The sequence below is a fragment of the Chryseobacterium luteum genome (assembly GCF_000737785.1).
Taxonomy (GTDB): domain Bacteria; phylum Bacteroidota; class Bacteroidia; order Flavobacteriales; family Weeksellaceae; genus Chryseobacterium; species Chryseobacterium luteum.
In genome coordinates this window covers 45,929-62,957 of sequence record NZ_JPRO01000006.1, presented here as the reverse complement: position 1 = coordinate 62,957, position 17,029 = coordinate 45,929, and the positions used below count along the sequence as shown (strand labels likewise).

General features: G+C 35.6%; 13 protein-coding genes. 6 read left to right on the top strand and 7 right to left on the bottom strand.

Annotated elements, in window-relative coordinates; genetic code table 11:
* Positions 1–334: 334 nt before the first annotated feature.
* The 3 genes from IX38_RS09195 (at position 335) to IX38_RS09185 (ending at position 4,754) form a co-directional block, all read left to right on the top strand.
* Entirely contained in the window at positions 335–2,623 is a 2,289-nt protein-coding gene (locus IX38_RS09195; RefSeq protein WP_034704045.1) for a polyribonucleotide nucleotidyltransferase, read from the top strand.
* 129 nt (positions 2,624–2,752) lie between these two features.
* Complete coding sequence (locus IX38_RS09190; RefSeq protein ID WP_165570719.1) at positions 2,753–3,484, top strand: WG repeat-containing protein; 732 nt, start codon at positions 2,753–2,755, stop codon at positions 3,482–3,484.
* Positions 3,485–3,488: 4 nt separating this feature from the next.
* Positions 3,489–4,754, top strand: coding sequence for a PQQ-binding-like beta-propeller repeat protein (locus IX38_RS09185; RefSeq protein ID WP_131368654.1), 1,266 nt, complete (start codon positions 3,489–3,491; stop codon positions 4,752–4,754).
* Positions 4,755–4,836: 82 nt separating this feature from the next.
* On the opposite strand, the gene IX38_RS09180 is transcribed toward IX38_RS09185, so the two are convergent.
* Both IX38_RS09180 and IX38_RS09175 read right to left on the bottom strand, forming a co-directional pair.
* Positions 4,837–5,898 carry a nucleotidyltransferase domain-containing protein gene (locus tag IX38_RS09180; RefSeq protein ID WP_034704039.1) on the bottom strand — a complete coding sequence of 354 codons (1,062 nt, stop codon included), beginning with the start codon at positions 5,896–5,898 and terminating at the stop codon, positions 4,837–4,839.
* On the bottom strand, positions 5,895–7,595 hold the full coding sequence (locus tag IX38_RS09175) for a reverse transcriptase domain-containing protein (protein ID WP_034704146.1): 1,701 nt from the start codon (positions 7,593–7,595) through the stop codon (positions 5,895–5,897). The genes IX38_RS09180 and IX38_RS09175 overlap by 4 nt, the downstream gene beginning before the upstream one ends.
* 381 nt (positions 7,596–7,976) lie before the next feature.
* Between IX38_RS09175 and IX38_RS09170 the strand changes: the two genes are divergently transcribed.
* Complete coding sequence (locus tag IX38_RS09170) at positions 7,977–9,116, top strand: WYL domain-containing protein (protein WP_034704036.1); 1,140 nt, start codon at positions 7,977–7,979, stop codon at positions 9,114–9,116.
* Here IX38_RS09170 and IX38_RS09165 read toward each other — a convergent pair.
* From IX38_RS09165 to IX38_RS09155, 4 genes are all read right to left on the bottom strand, one after another.
* The gene (locus IX38_RS09165; RefSeq protein ID WP_034704033.1) at positions 9,105–9,854 is read right to left on the bottom strand and encodes a nucleotidyltransferase domain-containing protein; all 750 of its coding nucleotides are present in this window, start codon (positions 9,852–9,854) and stop codon (positions 9,105–9,107) included. The genes IX38_RS09170 and IX38_RS09165 overlap by 12 nt on opposite strands.
* Positions 9,855–10,057: 203 nt before the next feature.
* Entirely contained in the window at positions 10,058–10,195 is a 138-nt protein-coding gene (locus IX38_RS22950) for a hypothetical protein (RefSeq protein ID WP_165570718.1), read from the bottom strand.
* 190 nt (positions 10,196–10,385) lie between these two features.
* Positions 10,386–11,405 (bottom strand): helix-turn-helix transcriptional regulator, encoded by a 1,020-nt coding sequence (locus IX38_RS09160; RefSeq protein ID WP_034704145.1) that lies wholly within the window; start codon positions 11,403–11,405, stop codon positions 10,386–10,388.
* 324 nt (positions 11,406–11,729) lie between these two features.
* Positions 11,730–12,062 (bottom strand): HopJ type III effector protein, encoded by a 333-nt coding sequence (locus IX38_RS09155; protein WP_034704032.1) that lies wholly within the window; start codon positions 12,060–12,062, stop codon positions 11,730–11,732.
* A gap of 731 nt (positions 12,063–12,793) precedes the next feature.
* Here IX38_RS09155 and IX38_RS23430 point away from each other — a divergent pair.
* Positions 12,794–13,594, top strand: a complete 801-nt coding sequence (locus tag IX38_RS23430) for an RtcB family protein (RefSeq protein WP_394331182.1) — start codon at positions 12,794–12,796, stop codon at positions 13,592–13,594.
* A gap of 244 nt (positions 13,595–13,838) precedes the next feature.
* Positions 13,839–15,590 carry a hypothetical protein gene (locus IX38_RS09145; protein WP_034704029.1) on the top strand — a complete coding sequence of 584 codons (1,752 nt, stop codon included), beginning with the start codon at positions 13,839–13,841 and terminating at the stop codon, positions 15,588–15,590.
* A 97-nt stretch (positions 15,591–15,687) separates the two neighbouring features.
* Here the strand turns inward: IX38_RS09145 and IX38_RS09140 are convergent, their stop codons facing one another.
* On the bottom strand, positions 15,688–16,872 hold the full coding sequence (locus IX38_RS09140; protein ID WP_051884588.1) for a DUF1501 domain-containing protein: 1,185 nt from the start codon (positions 16,870–16,872) through the stop codon (positions 15,688–15,690).
* Positions 16,873–17,029 lie beyond the last annotated feature (157 nt).

Below are 17,029 nucleotides of genomic sequence, written 5' to 3'. Positions count from 1 at the left end.
TCCCCAATGCTTTTTTGCAGATTGAAATCTATTGAATGGGATAGAAATAGTATTTCCACTTTTTGAGACAATAATACGAAAACAACAGGATTTAATAATCAATTTTCTTTTAAAAAAACATTTTTTATCATCCTGAATAATGAACAGGTTCAACATACTTTCCGTAATTTTTACATCTTTGACAAAAATGGAAGGGAAATCTTACGATTCTGAATGGTATTTCTAAGACTGAAAATTTAATATCTCATTATTATATGGTATATTTGCAGACGAAAATTTAGACGAAATATCAATAATTAAAGCACTCAATACGGAGTGCAACACAAAACAATTTATGAGTATACCTCAAGCAATTACAGAAACGATTATTCTTGCAGACGGCAGAGAAATCACAATTGAAACAGGAAAATTAGCAAAACAGGCTGATGGTTCTGTAGTCGTAAAAATGGGCGGAACAATGCTTTTAGCAACTGTTGTAGCCAGTAAAGAAGCAAAAGAAGGAGTAGATTTTCTACCCTTAACTGTAGATTACAGAGAAAAATTCTACGCAGGAGGGAAAATTCCCGGAAACTTTTTTAGAAGAGAAGCCAGACCGTCGGATCAGGAAATCTTGACAATGCGTTTGGTAGACAGAGTTCTTAGACCATTATTTCCTGACGATTTCCATGCTGAAGTTCAGGTAATGATTTCATTGATTTCTTATGACGGATCGTCAATTCCTGATGATTTGGCAGGTCTTGCAGCATCTGCAGCGATTGCTATTACAGATATCCCTTTCAACGGGCCAATGTCTGAAGTAAGAGTCGTAAGAATCAACGGGGAGCTTTCTGTGAACCCTAAATTTGAAGATCTTAAAATTGCTGACCTTGATATCATGGTGGGAGCAACTAAAGATTCTATCGTAATGGTAGAAGGGGAGATGAAAGAAATTTCTGAAGCAGAAATGCTTGAAGCAATTCAGTTCGCTCACGTTGAAATCAAAAAACAAGTTGAAGCTCAGGAAAGATTAGCCGAAAAAGTAGGTAAATCTTTACCAAAAAGAGAATACAGCCACGAAAATCACGATGAAGCTATCCGTGAGAAAGTGTGGAAAGAAACATACGATAAAGTATATGAAGTAGCGAAAACTCCTTCAGGAAAAGAGGAAAGAGGAGAGAAATTCAAAGCTGTTCTGGCAGAATTTTTAGCTCAATATGTAGAACATCCTGAAGAACTGGAAAGAGTAACCCCCTTTGCTAAAGTATATTACCACGATGTAGAGAAAGAAGCTATGCGTCAGATGATTTTGAATGATAAAATCCGTCTTGATGGCCGTGATCCTGAAACAATTCGTCCAATCTGGAGCGAAATTGATTATTTGCCGGGAGCTCACGGTTCTGCAATCTTCACAAGAGGTGAAACTCAGTCTTTAACAGCTGTAACATTAGGCTCAGTGAAAGATGCGAACATGGTAGACAGCGTTATGGTAAACTATGACGAAAGATTTTTCCTACATTATAACTTCCCGCCGTTCTCAACGGGTGAAGCAAGACCTTTAAGAGGAACTTCAAGAAGAGAAGTAGGACATGGAAACCTGGCTCAGAGAGCTTTGGCCAACATGATTCCTGAAGAAAACCCTTACACGATCCGTATCGTTTCTGATATTTTAGAATCAAACGGTTCGTCTTCAATGGCAACGGTTTGTGCCGGAACTTTAGCATTGATGGATGCGGGTATCCAGATTACAAAACCTGTTTCCGGTATTGCAATGGGGTTGGTAACAGACGTTAAAACAGGAAAATTCACTGTTCTTTCTGATATCTTAGGAGATGAAGATCACCTGGGAGACATGGACTTTAAAGTAACGGGAACTGCAGACGGTATCACCGCTTGTCAGATGGATATCAAAATCCAGGGACTTTCCATGGATATCATGGAAAAAGCTCTTCTGCAGGCAAGAAACGGAAGACTTCATATCTTAGATAAATTAAATGAAACTATTTCTGCTCCAAGAGAAGATGTGAAACCACACGCTCCGAAAATGGTAATGCTTGAGATCTCTAAAGATTTCATTGGTGCTGTGATCGGACCTGGTGGAAAAATCATTCAACAATTGCAAAAAGATACGGATACTGTTATTGCTATTGAAGAAGTAGGAGAAATCGGAAGAATCGAGATTTCCGGTGTAAGCAGAGAGAAAATCAATGCAGCGATCGCCAGAATCAACGAGATCACATTTGTACCTGTAGTAGGTGAAGTGTACCAAGGAAAAGTGGTTAAAGTAATGGATTTTGGAGCTTTTGTAGCGATTGCAAAAGGAACTGAAGGATTACTTCACATTTCTGAGATTGAGTGGGCTCGTCTGGATAAAGTACCTTACAACGAAGGTGACGAAGTGGAAGTGAAGTTCATGGGTTACGATGACCGTAAGAAAATGAAACTTTCAAGAAAAGTTTTGTTGCCAAGACCTGCAAGACCTGAATCTAAACCAAGACCTGAAGGACAAGACAGACCTCAAGGTGACAGAAGACCGGAAGGACAGGGTAGACCAGAAAGACAGGACAGACCGGAAAGAAGAGAAGAGAATACAAGACCGGAAGGAGAAAGACCTGCCGGAGATCAAAATTCTTCTTCTGAAGCTTAAGATTTAAATCTTAGATATAAATTAAATCCCTCAATTTGAGGGATTTTTTTTGCCGCTAATGTTAAATAAATAAGAGCAAAGATGATCTTAGCCTATTTTGTTTATCTTTATCTAACTAAACAGATAAAAATGAAAATACTCCTATTAAGCTGCATGACCATCGCATTAGTGTCATGTCAATCCAAAAATAAAGAAGAAGGAAACGCACCCAACATTACTACCGCAGAAACTGCCAAAACAGCACAGAAAGAAGTAAATGATTACGGAAAACAGGTGAAAGGGCATTATGATAAGAAAGAAGATGCCTGGATCAGTGAAGATCCCTTTTATGAAAGTGTGTATTTTAATGGTTCGGATTTTGAAAGCGTTCGCCGTTTGGTGGATAATGAAGATGAACCCAATATGGGATTGATTGATAAGCAAGGCAAAATAGTAGTGGCTACCAAGTATGAAGGGATTTCAATAGGCTTTACCAACGGTTTTTGTCAGGTAGGTTTAGGTCATAACTGGGGAATCGTAGATGATAAGGGAAAAGAGATTCTGCCGCCGATTTACAGCGATATTCAGGCTGAGAAAGATGGCATCTTCAGAATTTCAAAGGACAATAAGTATGGTTTTGCCGATAAAACAGGGAAAATCCTGGTTCCGCCTACCTATGAATCCGTATCCTATGCGGGAGAAGGATTATTCTTTTTTATGAAAGCGCCGGCACAGTGGGGAGTGAAAAACTTTAAAGAAGAAGTGATTGTTCAGCCGGAATTTACCAATACGGGAGAATTTGTGAATGGAAAAACAGTTGTGCAAAAAAAGGATGGTCAGGACTATGTGGTATATGCTAATGGTAATGTAGTTAAAAAATAATAGGATGAAAAAATTAATAGCCATAGTTATTTTAGCAGGTTTGATGAGCTGTAATTCTGAAAAAACAGAAGCAGAAGTGAAAGTTCCTAATGAAACACTGATCGTCTCATCAAAAGGGAAATTATTTAATTTTAATCTGGAAACGAAACAATTGACATGGAAGTATGTTTCAAAAGAAGACACCCTGATGAACCGCAACCGGTTTAGCTATGATGAAAAATCAATTTATCTGCCTTTTGAAAGTGGAAGATTCATTTCAGCTCAAATTGTTTCAGGAAAAATCAATTGGAATCATAATTATAAAGATGCTCCCGATCAGGCCATTGCAGCAACAGCTGCAGAAGATGGTTCAATAGTTACGGAGAATTCTGGAAGTGATTTTGGACCTATTTTCATGTCCAAACCTTTGCTGTATAACAACAATGTGTATATTGCTTCTGCCGGCCGGCCGGGGGAATTTACGTCCCGATTTTATGTGATCAATGCTAAGAACGGAACCAGCAGTTCTACTTCTGAAAATTCTACCAACTATAACTACTATCAACCGGTTGAAAACTCGGATAATATCTATCTTAATTCTGCCGTTTATCTCGATTTACATTACAAGGAAGGAACTTTTGCCAGTAACGGAATGTATGAAGGTGCAGTCTTTGAAAACCCTCTTTATACTCAGATGCAGACTTCAAAAAAATACTTGTTTGTAGGGGATGATCACGGAGTTTTCCATGCATTGGCTGTGGATAAAAAAGGATTGGCAAAAGGCGGAGATATTACCAATCCCAAGAACAATTTTATAGACCGGAAAGATATTTTTGAATGGACCTATCAATCCAAAAAATATCCGGGCTTAGGAGATGACCAAACTTCTTTAACGAACGATCTGTTCATTGTTTGTAAAAAATCGGAAGGCGAAAACAAAATGGCCTTAATTGCTCTTGATGCCCAGTCAGGAAAGGAAAAATGGCTGTTCGAGCCTCAGGATATTATCAAAAACTGGCAGGTGGTGAACCAAAATGAAGTGGCAGGATACACCAAAAACAAAATTTTTATAGTAGATCTCAAAGGGAAAACAACCCTGGAAATCCCTATTGATCCCTCATTATATCCGGTTTCTAATATTGAAGTGAATGCAAAGGAACAATTGCTCTATATGACAGGAAAAGGAATTGTATCCATAGACAGGAATTCCAAAAAAGCTGAGCTGCTGATTGCTCATACCTTCTACCCAAGTTCTATTCCTTTAAATCAAATTAAATACTTCAGCAAATAGGAATTCATATGTTCTTTTAAGATTAAAAAAACCTCATGGGTCTTAGACTCATGAGGTTTATACTTATTAAGCAAACAGGAAGTTATGATCCATATAATTGCTCTCTGATTTCTACTAAAATCCTGGTTGTTTTTTCCAAATCAGGATTTTCGGGAAGGGTAGAAACTGAGTGATAATGTTCTATGGACTTTATCAGATTTTCTGCTTTCTGCATAACAGCTTCATAGGACCAGTTTCCGGCTTTAATATCCAATAATTCATCCCGATTTTCTACACGGATTTGTAATGAATTTGTTTTGAAAATTTGTTCACAAGACTGCAAAAGACGAATGGTGTGCATCATGTTTTTGCTGTCATAATTTTGTCCGTGAGTTTGATTGACATTGTAACGGTCTTCATTTCGTTCGGAAACCCACTTCCAATATTCTCTGTAATCTTTGCAATACGTGGAGTAGGCATCGAGGTTGCAAAACAAATAGGCAACCGGTTTTTCCTCTTTCGGGACAGATGATACAGAAACCTGATTAGCTTCTTCATTCTGGATAGTTCCTTTGTAGTTTAAATCTCGGGATTCATCGTAGAAAAGCGCAAACATTCCTTTGGTATTATCGATGCTTACCAATCCACATTGTTCCTGAACTTTTCCATTTTCTGAAAGCCATTTTTTCAACTGAATTGAACCTTGGTTTTGTAAAACATAGCAGAAATCAAGAATGGATTTTCTTTCTTTATCGATTGGATTGAGAATCTTTTTATTAAGCCCTTTTGCTTTTTTGATCTGCGAAATCGCGTAACCTGCAAACGTATCTTTACATAATTTGGAAAGGAAATCTTCAGGTTTCAACAAATCCATCAACGGATTTTTATGTTGAATACAATCTTCCGGACTTGCCAGCACTTCCAGAATATTGGGGTTGTTTTTCTGCAATAATTCTACAAATCTCCCGATTTCATAATACGTAATATCATTGGTCTCATTAGAAATCTGCGGAATATAATTCAGACCAAAAAAATCTTCTTTCGGCAGATAATATACGCCACGGATATCTGTATCTGAGTTTTCTGTTGCAAGTCCGAAAGAGCGGCTTCCGGAGATGGTTTCGAGGAGGATGAGGTTTTTGTTTTTTAAGTCTGAAATTGTCATGATTTATTTAAGTGCTTATTAATGGCTCTAAATAAAACATTTTTTTGCTTTCTTATTTGTTTCTTAATACCTAGCTCATTCATTATATCAGAAGATCTTTCAACATATCTTGAATAGTTACTTTGCCTTTTAGTTTTTTTAGAAGAAATATGATTAATCTCAAAAAAACCTTTTTTAGAGTTATATTTTAAATTGTACTTTTTTCGTCTTTGTTTTTTATTATAGGAATCTTTGTCAAATTTTTTATTATGAGAATTATATAATTTTTTTATTTGATTGATAAAAATGGTCTTAGGGTTAAAAGGATCTTTTGCTTTTGCAAATTTTGCTCTTCTTGCTCTTCTTTTAACAACATTAATAAGCTTTCTATAGAATTTAGAAATATTTGCAGATTTAATATTTATATTGTATCCTCTAAATTCAAAGCCAAGATATTTTAGTGGACTATAAGGAATTTCAATATTTACTTCTTTTTGATCAATATATTTTTTTGCGAGTTTATGAGACACTAATTTTTTTTCAATATGTTTAAAAATAAATGTTTCTGTTTTTTCCTTACTTATAGATACAAGATTATTTTGCATTTCTTTTTCTACAATTTCTTTTACTAGTTCAATCTCGTCTGGATTGCAAATGATAATGATATCATCCGAATATCTACGATAATAGCACATTTTACTACTAACTAATTTTTCGATGATAATCCTATCAAAATCTAACAAATAAATGTTTGCTAATGTTGCACTGATTGGTAAACCTTGTGGGATACCCTTTTTGATTTTTTTATCTTTATCCCAAAATGGATTCTTATATACTTTTAACTTTTTTTGTCTTATTTGGTTACGAAAGTCTTGATTTGATTCAAAAAAACATTTAAATCCTTCCTTTTTTCTTATGTGTGCTAATTTCGATTCATTGAAACCAGCTTTTTTACCATTTAGGTGTTTTTTAGAAACTCTTAAATCATCTAGTAGAACATAACTAAAATCGGTTGTTGCTTTATAAACTCTAAAATGATCCTTATTTAAATCAACACAAGAAAAATTAGAATCATATTGCATTACTTCATTCCACTTTTCTTTAAGTTTTTGATGATTTAATGAAGAAAAGAATTTTTCAATATCAAAAGCCAAAACTGCAATGTCTTTATCTTTTGCTCTATTTTTAATTTCTTCAAATATTTCAAATGCAAAGTCAATTGTACTTTTTCCTATTTCTTTTTGTGTTACTTCATCAATTTTTACAATTTTTCTATATGCAGTTACAGATTTATCAAGTTCTGTATTTGATGTAAGAATTTTTTTATAACCTTCATTTAATAAATGTGAGTAATATGAAAAAATTAAAGAATCTTTATGACTGGCATAATGTATAGGTCTTGCTTTTGCTGTTGATTGATAAGTTCCTAACTTAGGATTATATTCTTTGTGACTTCTTTTTTTATAAGTATTTCCATCTGCATCTTTTATTTCTACACCAAACTTGTTATATTGTTTTACATGTTTATACCTACGTTCTAAAATGATATTATGAATTAGAGGAAAAAAACAATATTTTGAAATATAGTTTGGGTTTTTTATTTGATTTGCAATCGTAATCCAATTAGGAAATTTTGAATTGATGTTTGGAGTTAAATGAAGATATCCCTTAACTTTAAACCACTCAGGTTTTTCTAATTTTTTCTTTTCATTTTTCATTATGATAAAAGCCTTGAAACTGTATAATATAAAAAATGCTGTAAACATTACCCTAAAGGCGAACAAATACCCATTACTGAGTCATTAAAAAATTTTTAAACTTAACACATTAATAATAATATCTAATATAATTCAATTTATGGAATCACTTAAATTCATTACCTTTGTAGTCAGGTCAGCTTATATACTGGTGCTACTGCTAATAGGATTAAACCCATCAGAGCCTACCTCAGTTGATAAACATCTTACCGTACGTTTTCAACGTAGTAATTCGCAATTTGCAAACTGTTTGTTCTATATTAACTGTACAGCGAAATAGGTTTCAAGGCTTTTCAAATTTAATAATATTTTTTGTACTTTTATCAAAAAAACTTTTTAATCATGTTTCAATTAGGTGATATTGTGGCAGTAAAGACGCATGTTTTTATTGAAGACTTTTCTAATATAATATTAAAAGCTGAAGCTAATTTTATTCCTCCATTAATGATTATATTTGAAAAGTTGGAAAAAATAAATAATAATCTTTCTGAAATTGTACAAGTTAAATGTTTATATTATTCTCACAAAAAAAATAAAATCATTTCAAATTGGTTTACTGTTCAGGAACTAAAATTAATTGAAAAGAATAATATTGATTATTTAACAGAAAATAATTTTTTCTCTAATGTTTTTAAAGATGATCAAAACTATAATACTTATCTAAACAAGAATATAATATTTAAAACTGTCGATTTTGAATTAGGAAAAAGAAAAGCATCATTAAACCATGTTTCAACTTCTGAACCAAAACAATCTATTACAGCATCATTAAATTTTCTTCCTCCTTTAATGATGATAGTAGGGGTTGAGAGTGATAGGAGAATTAAAAAAGATAATGTTGGTATAGAAAAACAAATTACAAAAACGGGAAACATTTATTTAAGAACTTTTTCAAAAAAAATATTTAAATGTAAATGGTATAACCCAGAAACAAATTCGTTTTCCGAGGATTTTGTTTCTCCATATGTCTTTAAGGATATTCTACCTTATGATGAGACAATTATTAAACAAATTTCAGTTTTAATATTTGGTAAAAAATATTTTAAACTTAGTGATAGAATAATTTATCCCAAACAAATATATTTTAATCATTATAAACATGAATTAGAGTATTATGATTTTTTAGAATCAAAAAATATTGTTAAGAATATTAACGACCTATCGAAATTTAAAGTAATAGATGGATTCATAAAAGTTGATGCTAATGATGAACTTATTTATGCACCAATATTTAGTTACCATAACGCGGTTTTTATTAATGTAAGCGAATTTATAGAAGAACAAAGTTTTGATAAAATTAGTTTTGGGAAAAGTAAATATAGAATACATTACAGAGATAAGCAAGAAAACTTCACAATTCGTACTATTGAAAATTGCGAAGTCTTCTCAAATGAATATCTTATAGCTAATTGTAAACTAAGAAATGCAAAGAGAGTATTTAGAATTGAAGGAATTCAAAAAATAGAACTTTTAGACTTTTAATATCTCCTTAAAAACCCTCTCCATCTCATTTTTATTCGCCTTACCTCCAACTAAATTCTTTGCCTTTTCTTCATTATCCTTAACCATACTTTCCAGAAACCCAAAAAGTTCCCAATCATTCGAATGGTAATAGGATTCTCCTTTTGTAGCTTTTAAGGCAACAAGCTCTTCTATTTTAGTTTTCGTATAATCATCAACCAAAACCAACAATTCACTGAACAAAACAGGCGGAACCATTCCTTTTTCTATGATCCATTTTCCGGTCAGTGCAGTTCTTAAGCAGTAAAAATAGCTTTTCAGTTTCACTTCATCACTTCTGCAGGCTTCAAGATATTTTTTGCTCATGCTCAGATAGTGATAAGAAACCGCTATCGGAGAAAAACAGGCATCCGCCAAAGGTTTAAAAAGTTTATAAAAATTTTCATTTTTTACATAAACGATAGGAGAGTAAAACCAGCTCAGTAAAGCAGCATTGGACTTCAGTAAAAGATGAAATGTTTTCCGAAGATCCCATCCGGAACCGTCCAGGTCATCTTCAGTCATGAATTCTATGGTTTCATCTTTGTCCCACGGAGAAAGATACCAGTCTTTTTCATGCCGGTAGATAAAACGGATATCATAATCGCTGTCCGGAGATGCAAAACCCCAGGCTCTGCTTCCCGATTCTACGGCAAGAAGGACTTCTACATTACGTGTTTCCTCTATTTCTTTTATTTTTTTCAGTATTTTTGGTGTCATTGCGTTCAATTTTAAGGCAAAGTAAAGGCGGTAGTGCGCAGTGTTTTTGCGTTGATTAAAGAATTCGGATTTCCGAGTGGAAGAAGTTATATTTAGTAAAACGATTACTGCAAAAAAAAAAATTTTTTAAAAAAAAAAAGAGGCTGTACACATGAGTGACGGCCTCTTTTCAATAAAATTAAATTTTAACTACTTCTACGTTTTTAAGCAGTAATCTGCTTAGGTCCTTTTCCCTTATCTTCTTCTTTTTTATCCAGTTTTTCAGATATCTTTTTTACGATATATTCTATCGCAATAGGTGCTATAATGGCAATTAATGCTTTAAATATTCTTGATTTCATAATAAGATTTTTTATGAACTGATTACTACAATTTTTAAGCCATTTTAAAAATATGGGTACTGATCAGTGCTGTAGAAGATATCTTTATAGTAATTATTTACCACCCCGTCAAATCAAAGATTGGCTACTCCTCCAGGAGAGAGGAATTTGGATCTGACTACTTTAAATGTTTCTTTTGTGGCTGAAAAAATCAGCTCTCATCCGGAACAATTAAATTCTCATAGTTTCTGTATCCTGCTTTAAATTTATCCTGAAGTTTCAGTCTCAGTTTTTTAGGCTTATAAACAATCAGACATTCTCCAAAGCCCAGCAGAAGTCTTTCGAGTTCAAAATTAATTTGTACACAGATCTTAAATAGCGTGCCTTCTTCAGTTTCGCTTACAATTTCCTGGCTTTTATGAATAGGTTTTGTTTTTACATAAGGCGCATTCGATGAATCTACAAAGAAAACAACATTTCTCGGAGCCATAGTTTCAGAAACCGTAACCCCTACAATATCTTTAAAATATTCGTCACCGTCCAGATCTTTATCTATATATTCAATATTTTCCTCCACATTAATTTTTTCCATTCTGTCGAGGGCTAAATTATACATTTTGCCCTTATGCTGGCAGATCAGGAACCATCTGTTATTAAACTCCTTAAGAAGCTGTGGGTGTACCACATAATTACTGGATTCCCTGGCGGTAAAACTGCGGTAAAGAATATTCAGCACCCTTTTATTTGAGATGCTTTCATAAAGGATGTCGATGTGCTCAAGCCCTTTCAGCTGTTCATTTTTATCCAGATGAATGATGGATTTCTGCCCCGTGGAATGAATCGAATCTTCCAGTTTCTGGATAACCCCGTTCATTTCTTTGAACATAGAGAAATCTTTGAACTGTTTCAGGATCTGAACCGCATTATTCATCGCTTTAAGGTCACTTTCATTCACAGAGATATTGTGGATGCTGTATTCCGGATCACTGTAGCGGTAGTACTTTCTGTCGTATACTTCAATGGGAGCTTCGTACCCGAATTTTTCACTCCGCATATTCTGCAGGTCGAGCTGAACGGTCCGCCTGCTTACATAAGACTCTTTTCCTTCAAATTCAAACAGGGCATCAGAACAGGCATCAATAAGATCTTCCAGCGTATATTTCCTGTATTTGTTCTTAAGGCATTTGTCTAATGTTTTGTAACGGATGAGGGCATTTTTATTGGATGACATGGTTGTGTGGTTTTTTGTGATAGAATGAAAGGGGGGGAGTGAATAGTGAAAGGTGAATTTTGCTTCGCAAGTCAATTTTTTATACATAATTATTTCCGGAATTCACCATTCACCTGCGAAGCAAAATTCACGATTGACTTATACAATTGCTTCTTTGCTTCTGTTCCTTAATGGATTAAACGTTTCCAGAATTCACCATTCACCTGCGAAGCAAATTCACGATTGACTTATACAATTGCTTCTTTGCTTCTGTTCCCTAATGGATCAAACGTTTCCGGAATTCACCATTCACCTGCGAAGCAAATTCACCATTGACTTATAAAATCATCTCTCTTTCAATGCTTCTCCCTCAAACGAAATCCCTTCCCATCCGTATTCCATAAAGTTTCTGATATTCTGGTGGTCCGTTCCTTCCGGATTTTTTAAGACATCTTCCCTGTAAAATTCTCCGAAAAGAGCAAGTGTCTGCTCTTTTGACAATCCCTGGAGTTTTGCAAAACTGAAAATCTTGCATGAACCGTTATTCTGTCCTGCTTCATTCACAGCATCTCCGTTTTTAAAAAAAGTCGGTGTAAAATCGTACTGCTCGTCGATGTGTGTAATGACATCTTTGAACTGAATAGTGTCAGGATTGTTTTTTAATTGTTCCGATAGCATATTTTTTATTTTAATGAGCAATGATTAAAGATGGTAAAAAGCAAATAAGCCTTTTGATCTTTTTTACAAAAATAATTAAAATAATTTTATCTGCGCAGAATTATTGCGCACTTATGGTATTACTTTGCATTATCAAAATGAAACAACCAATGGAATTTAACGGAAATCACTTAATTGAATTAGGATATAGACCAGCTAAATGGTTTAAAGATGCCATTACCCATATCAACGAAAATAACCTGGATGAAATTCAGATCAGAGAATACCTGGATCAGTTCAGACAGCCTGATATTATTCCGCTTCACGATACAGCCAGAGATTTTATCATCAACATCAGAGCAGAACATGAAAGTGAAACTGACAACGTAGAAAAAGTGATCAATACGATGAAAGTCTTAATGAAAACACCTACGCTGACCACCGGAGCCCTGATGCCCGATGCCTGTCCTACAGGTCCGGAAGGACTGATTCCGGTAGGTGGAGTGGTTGTCGCTAAAAACGCAATCCACCCGGGATTTCATAGCGCAGATATCTGCTGTTCTGTCATGCTGACGGATTTTGGAGATGCCGATCCTAAAGAAGTATTGGATGCAGCCCATTCAGTGACGCATTTCGGATACGGAGGAAGACCGAGAGGAGAACAGATGCCGATGTCTCAGGAGCTTATGGATGCGTTCAGAGAAAATTACTTCTTAAACGATGAAAAGCTGATCAGCATTGCCCGTTCTCATATGGGAACCCAGGGAGACGGAAATCACTTCCTGTTTGTTGGTAAGTCCAAAAATACGGGAAATACCATGTTGGTTACCCATCACGGTTCAAGGGCTCCGGGTGCGGCTCTTTACGATAAAGGAATGAAGGTGGCCAACCGTTTCAGACAGGATATTTCTCCTGAAACACTGAAAGAAAATGCATGGATTCCCTTCGATACAGAAGAAGGACAGGCCTATTGGGAAGCTCTTCAGCTGATCAGAGCATGGACGAAAGAAAATCACACGAATATTCATGATGCAGTGTTAAACAAACTGGGAACAGAGAAGAAGAATAGATATTGGAATGAGCATAATTTCGTTTTCAGGGATGGTGATCTTTTTTATCATGCCAAAGGAGCCACCCCGTTAGATGATAAATTTATGCCGGATATCACAGGACCAAGATTGATTCCACTGAATATGTCAGAACCCGTTTTGATCGTTCAGGGAAAAACCAATGGGAGAAATCTGGGTTTTGCGCCCCACGGAGCCGGAAGAAATTTCAGCAGAACACAGCATAAAAGGTCACTGGCCCATAAAACAGTTGAGGAAATCTTCGAAGAGGAAACCAAAGGACTGGATATCCGTTTCTTCTCCAATGAAATCGACATTTCCGAGCTGCCAAGTGCTTATAAAAGCGCTAAAAACGTAAGAGCACAGATTGAAGAATACGGACTTTGCGAAGTGCTGGATGAGGTGATGCCTTACGGATGTATCATGGCAGGGGATGTGGGGAAAAATGCACCCTGGAAGAAAAAGAAGAAGTATAGAAAAGCATAATGCTGAGGATGCTTTGTCATTCAAACCTTATAGGTTTAAAAAGCCTATAAGGTTATAAATAATACTGATGAAAATTACTTATATTTGAGTACCATTGAAGTGTTTTCATCCGCAAAAAAATAAGGCAAACAGAGTTCCTATAAAGGGTAATTACTCTCCGCCTTTTTCAAAATAATAGGTAAAAGGAGTTCCTATATTGTTTCTTTAAAAACCATACTCCTCACTTATTTTTAATTTTTATCCAATGAAAACACTTCAATTATTTAATGCCGTACTGGCCAAAAAAACTGAAAGTACACCTTTTATTTCCGATGCAGGCTTTGTGATCGAAGCAGATGCCGTTTGGGCCAAAGATCAGATCATAAAATTTTATGCAAAAGAAAAATTAAACGGAAATGATCTGAACAAGACTTTCCATAAATCCTGGCAGAAAATAAAAGAAAGTACGAGAATTGAGTTGTTTATTGAACAGCTTAAACACTATATTTCTACTTACGGAAGCAATTTCCGGGATGAAATTTATATTCCTGATGAAGTATTGAATGTGCCCAACGCAAAATTGGTTTTCAAAGTAATAAAAGCCTGTTCTGAAGAAGAAATGACAGAAAAATGCCTGTCATTGCTGAAGTCGGGAATAGCTCTGAAAGATGAAACCATTAACGATCTTCTTTCTGTTTTAACAAAAGACTTGAATTATACCTTTACAGGATCGGAAAATATCAGGAACAAAGAAGCCATTATAAAAATAGCGGATCTGTATCAGATCTATCCGGCCAATCCTGTAGAATTTTTCAGATATGTAATTTATAAAACTACGGATACCACTCTTCTGATCAAAAATGAAGAATTGATCAAAGCCATCAAAGAAAGTAAATTTAATCCGTCCGATTTGTTTGAAAAATATGGACTGGAAAGGATTGCCCAGGTTTTTAACAGATTCAAACCGTTGTTTTTAGCGTATAAAAAAAGATCCTCTAAAACCATCAATAAGATCTCAAAGCTGTCGAAAATTCATCATCAGCCACTCGTTTCTAATCCGTTGAATGAAGCTACCCATACATTGCTGGAAAAAAGCGATCTGCACTGGCTGGATAATGCCACTCCGTTTGCATTGTTCAAAGCTTTGTCTGCCTGTTATCAGAGGATGTACGGACAGGATACGTTTGTGTATAGAATCAGAAACGGAAAATCCTGGGTGAAACCTGGAAAAGCAGGAACGGTGGGTGAAAAGAATTTTGATTTTATATTGAATTACTTAAAATCAAGATTTGATCTTTCCGGAAAGAAGTTCTGTTTCCCTGACAATGTAGAATTCGGGCTGCCAACCTCCGAGAAAATGTTCGTAGGAAATATTCCTGCCGGGACAAGGTTCTCAGGAGAAAAGCTGGCTGTCGGAATTTATTGGGAAGATAACTGGGGAGCGTATGATCTTGATCTTTCAGCACTGAACATCGGAGGAAAAACAGGATGGAATGCAGCTTATAACCAGGATAACGGGAATCTGATGTATTCCGGAGATATGACCTCTGCGCCCAATGGTGCCGTGGAATATCTGTATGCTGCCAAAGGCCTGAATGTTCCGACCCTGATCATGAATAATGTGTATTCCGGAAACCCGGATTGCGGATACAAGATTGTGATCGGAAAAGGAGATCATATCTCAAGAGAATATATGATGAACCCCGATCATCTTTTTGCAGAAGCAAAATGTAATTCCGTCCAGAGGCAGACCGTCCTTGGAATGCTGCTGCCAAAGGGAGAAAAACAGTGTTTTGTGCTTCTTAATTTTGGAGCCGGACATGCCCATGTTTCAGGAAATTCTGCGATCTCGGTGATGGCTACGGAAGCACTTTACCAGCAATGGTATGAGCCGCTGTCCTTTAATGTGCTCGTAACAGAACTGGGGGCAGAAATTACTTTTGAAAAAGAAGAATCCGATTTTGATTTCTCCCTGGAAAAACTGGAAAAAGATAGCTTTACAAAGGTTTTTAAATAATATGGAAATTTTCCCAGCCTCATAGGTTTTAAAACCTATGAGGCTGGGAAAATTTCCATTTTAATTAACATGATCACAGTAACAGTTCTATTTTAAATCAAATAAAATCATAGATCCCGTTTTTCCAGCCCAGCACTTTGGAGGAATCCGCTTTAAGCCAGTTTTTAAGAATCGTAGCATATACTTTTCTGAAATCTTCTGTATAGATGAGATCGCCTTCATTCAGTTTCTGCAGATCCGGAAGTGCGTTCAGCAGTCCTTTCTTTTTTAATCCTCCACTGATGAAAAACATTTGGTTGGCAGTCCCGTGATCAGTCCCGTTGCTTGCATTTTGAGCTACCCGGCGCCCGAATTCCGAAAACGTCATCAGTAGAACATCATTGAAAATTCCGTTGCTTTTCAGATCGGCTACAAATGATTTTACTGCTTCATTGATGTCGCTGAAAAGCTTTGACTGCCTTTCGTTCTGGTTGACATGGGTGTCAAAACTTCCCACAGAAAGATAATAAACCTGGGTGTTGATATCAGATTTGATCAACGAAGCTACGGTTTTAAAATCCTTTCCTAGCTGTGAATTTGGATAAGTCTGGTCTGTTTTTTTTGACTTACTTTTCTCAAAAATATAATCTGCATTATTAATGGTAGAACCAAGAGTCTGGTATAAATAAGAAACCGTTTCATCATCGTGATGGTGGTCATACAGGGATTTGAAATACTTCTCCTGGCTGGTCTGATAAAGTCTTTTGGGATCTTTGAAAGCAAATGCCTTGTTATTTTCTCCTTTCAGTGCGAGGCTCAGCATATCATCCACTTCCAATGCCTGTGTGGGATGCTCGCACCGGTAGCATTCTTCATCCAGAAAACGTCCCAGCCAGCCGGTTTCAAGGAACTCGTCGCTGCGGCTTGCAGAATGCCAGATATCCATGCTTCTGAAATGGGATTTGTCCGGGTCCGGATAGCCCACATTATTCATTACTGAAAGTTCACCGTTATCGAAAAGCTCTTTAAAATAGGAGAGTGCCGGATTGATTCCCGTTTCATCATTTAAAACTAAAGAATCCTTAATGGAAATACTGTTTCTTTCTTTAAAATAAATATCATTTTTTGTAGGAATAATCGTGTTCAAGCCATCATTTCCACCTGTAAACTGCAATACTACAAGAATTTTCTGATTGGGCTCTAATGCTTCATCCAATGTCATTGCTTTCAGGAAATTGGGCATCATCAGCGATGCGGTGGCTAATGAGCTTATTTTGAGGAATTCTCTTCTTTTGATTAACATAATTTTGTTTTAAGTTAAAGGTTGCAAATAATAGATAATAGATAGCAGGCAGCAGGTAATAGGTTGCAGGGGTGGATCTCGGTTTTATTTATATTTGAAGTTCTTATCAATATTTTTAGAGGCTTTAAATCTTTAAAATCTCGCTGATTTGGCTGAT

What these genes read in the sequence shown, in the direction of transcription:
- IX38_RS09195 (WP_034704045.1), top strand. Translation starts at nt 335, where the DNA reads ATGAGTATACCTCAAGCAATTACAGAAACGATTATTCTTGCAGACGGC.
- IX38_RS22950 (WP_165570718.1), bottom strand. Translation starts at nt 10,195, where the DNA reads ATGAAATCAAGAATATTTAAAGCATTAATTGCCATTATAGCACCTATT.
- IX38_RS09190 (WP_165570719.1), top strand. Translation starts at nt 2,753, where the DNA reads ATGAAAATACTCCTATTAAGCTGCATGACCATCGCATTAGTGTCATGT.
- IX38_RS23430 (WP_394331182.1), top strand. Translation starts at nt 12,794, where the DNA reads ATGGGAACCCAGGGAGACGGAAATCACTTCCTGTTTGTTGGTAAGTCC.
- IX38_RS09180 (WP_034704039.1), bottom strand. Translation starts at nt 5,898, where the DNA reads ATGACAATTTCAGACTTAAAAAACAAAAACCTCATCCTCCTCGAAACC.
- IX38_RS09155 (WP_034704032.1), bottom strand. Translation starts at nt 12,062, where the DNA reads ATGCTATCGGAACAATTAAAAAACAATCCTGACACTATTCAGTTCAAA.
- IX38_RS09185 (WP_131368654.1), top strand. Translation starts at nt 3,489, where the DNA reads ATGAAAAAATTAATAGCCATAGTTATTTTAGCAGGTTTGATGAGCTGT.
- IX38_RS09175 (WP_034704146.1), bottom strand. Translation starts at nt 7,595, where the DNA reads ATGAAAAATGAAAAGAAAAAATTAGAAAAACCTGAGTGGTTTAAAGTT.
- IX38_RS09165 (WP_034704033.1), bottom strand. Translation starts at nt 9,854, where the DNA reads ATGACACCAAAAATACTGAAAAAAATAAAAGAAATAGAGGAAACACGT.
- IX38_RS09160 (WP_034704145.1), bottom strand. Translation starts at nt 11,405, where the DNA reads ATGTCATCCAATAAAAATGCCCTCATCCGTTACAAAACATTAGACAAA.
- IX38_RS09140 (WP_051884588.1), bottom strand. Translation starts at nt 16,872, where the DNA reads ATGTTAATCAAAAGAAGAGAATTCCTCAAAATAAGCTCATTAGCCACC.
- IX38_RS09145 (WP_034704029.1), top strand. Translation starts at nt 13,839, where the DNA reads ATGAAAACACTTCAATTATTTAATGCCGTACTGGCCAAAAAAACTGAA.
- IX38_RS09170 (WP_034704036.1), top strand. Translation starts at nt 7,977, where the DNA reads ATGTTTCAATTAGGTGATATTGTGGCAGTAAAGACGCATGTTTTTATT.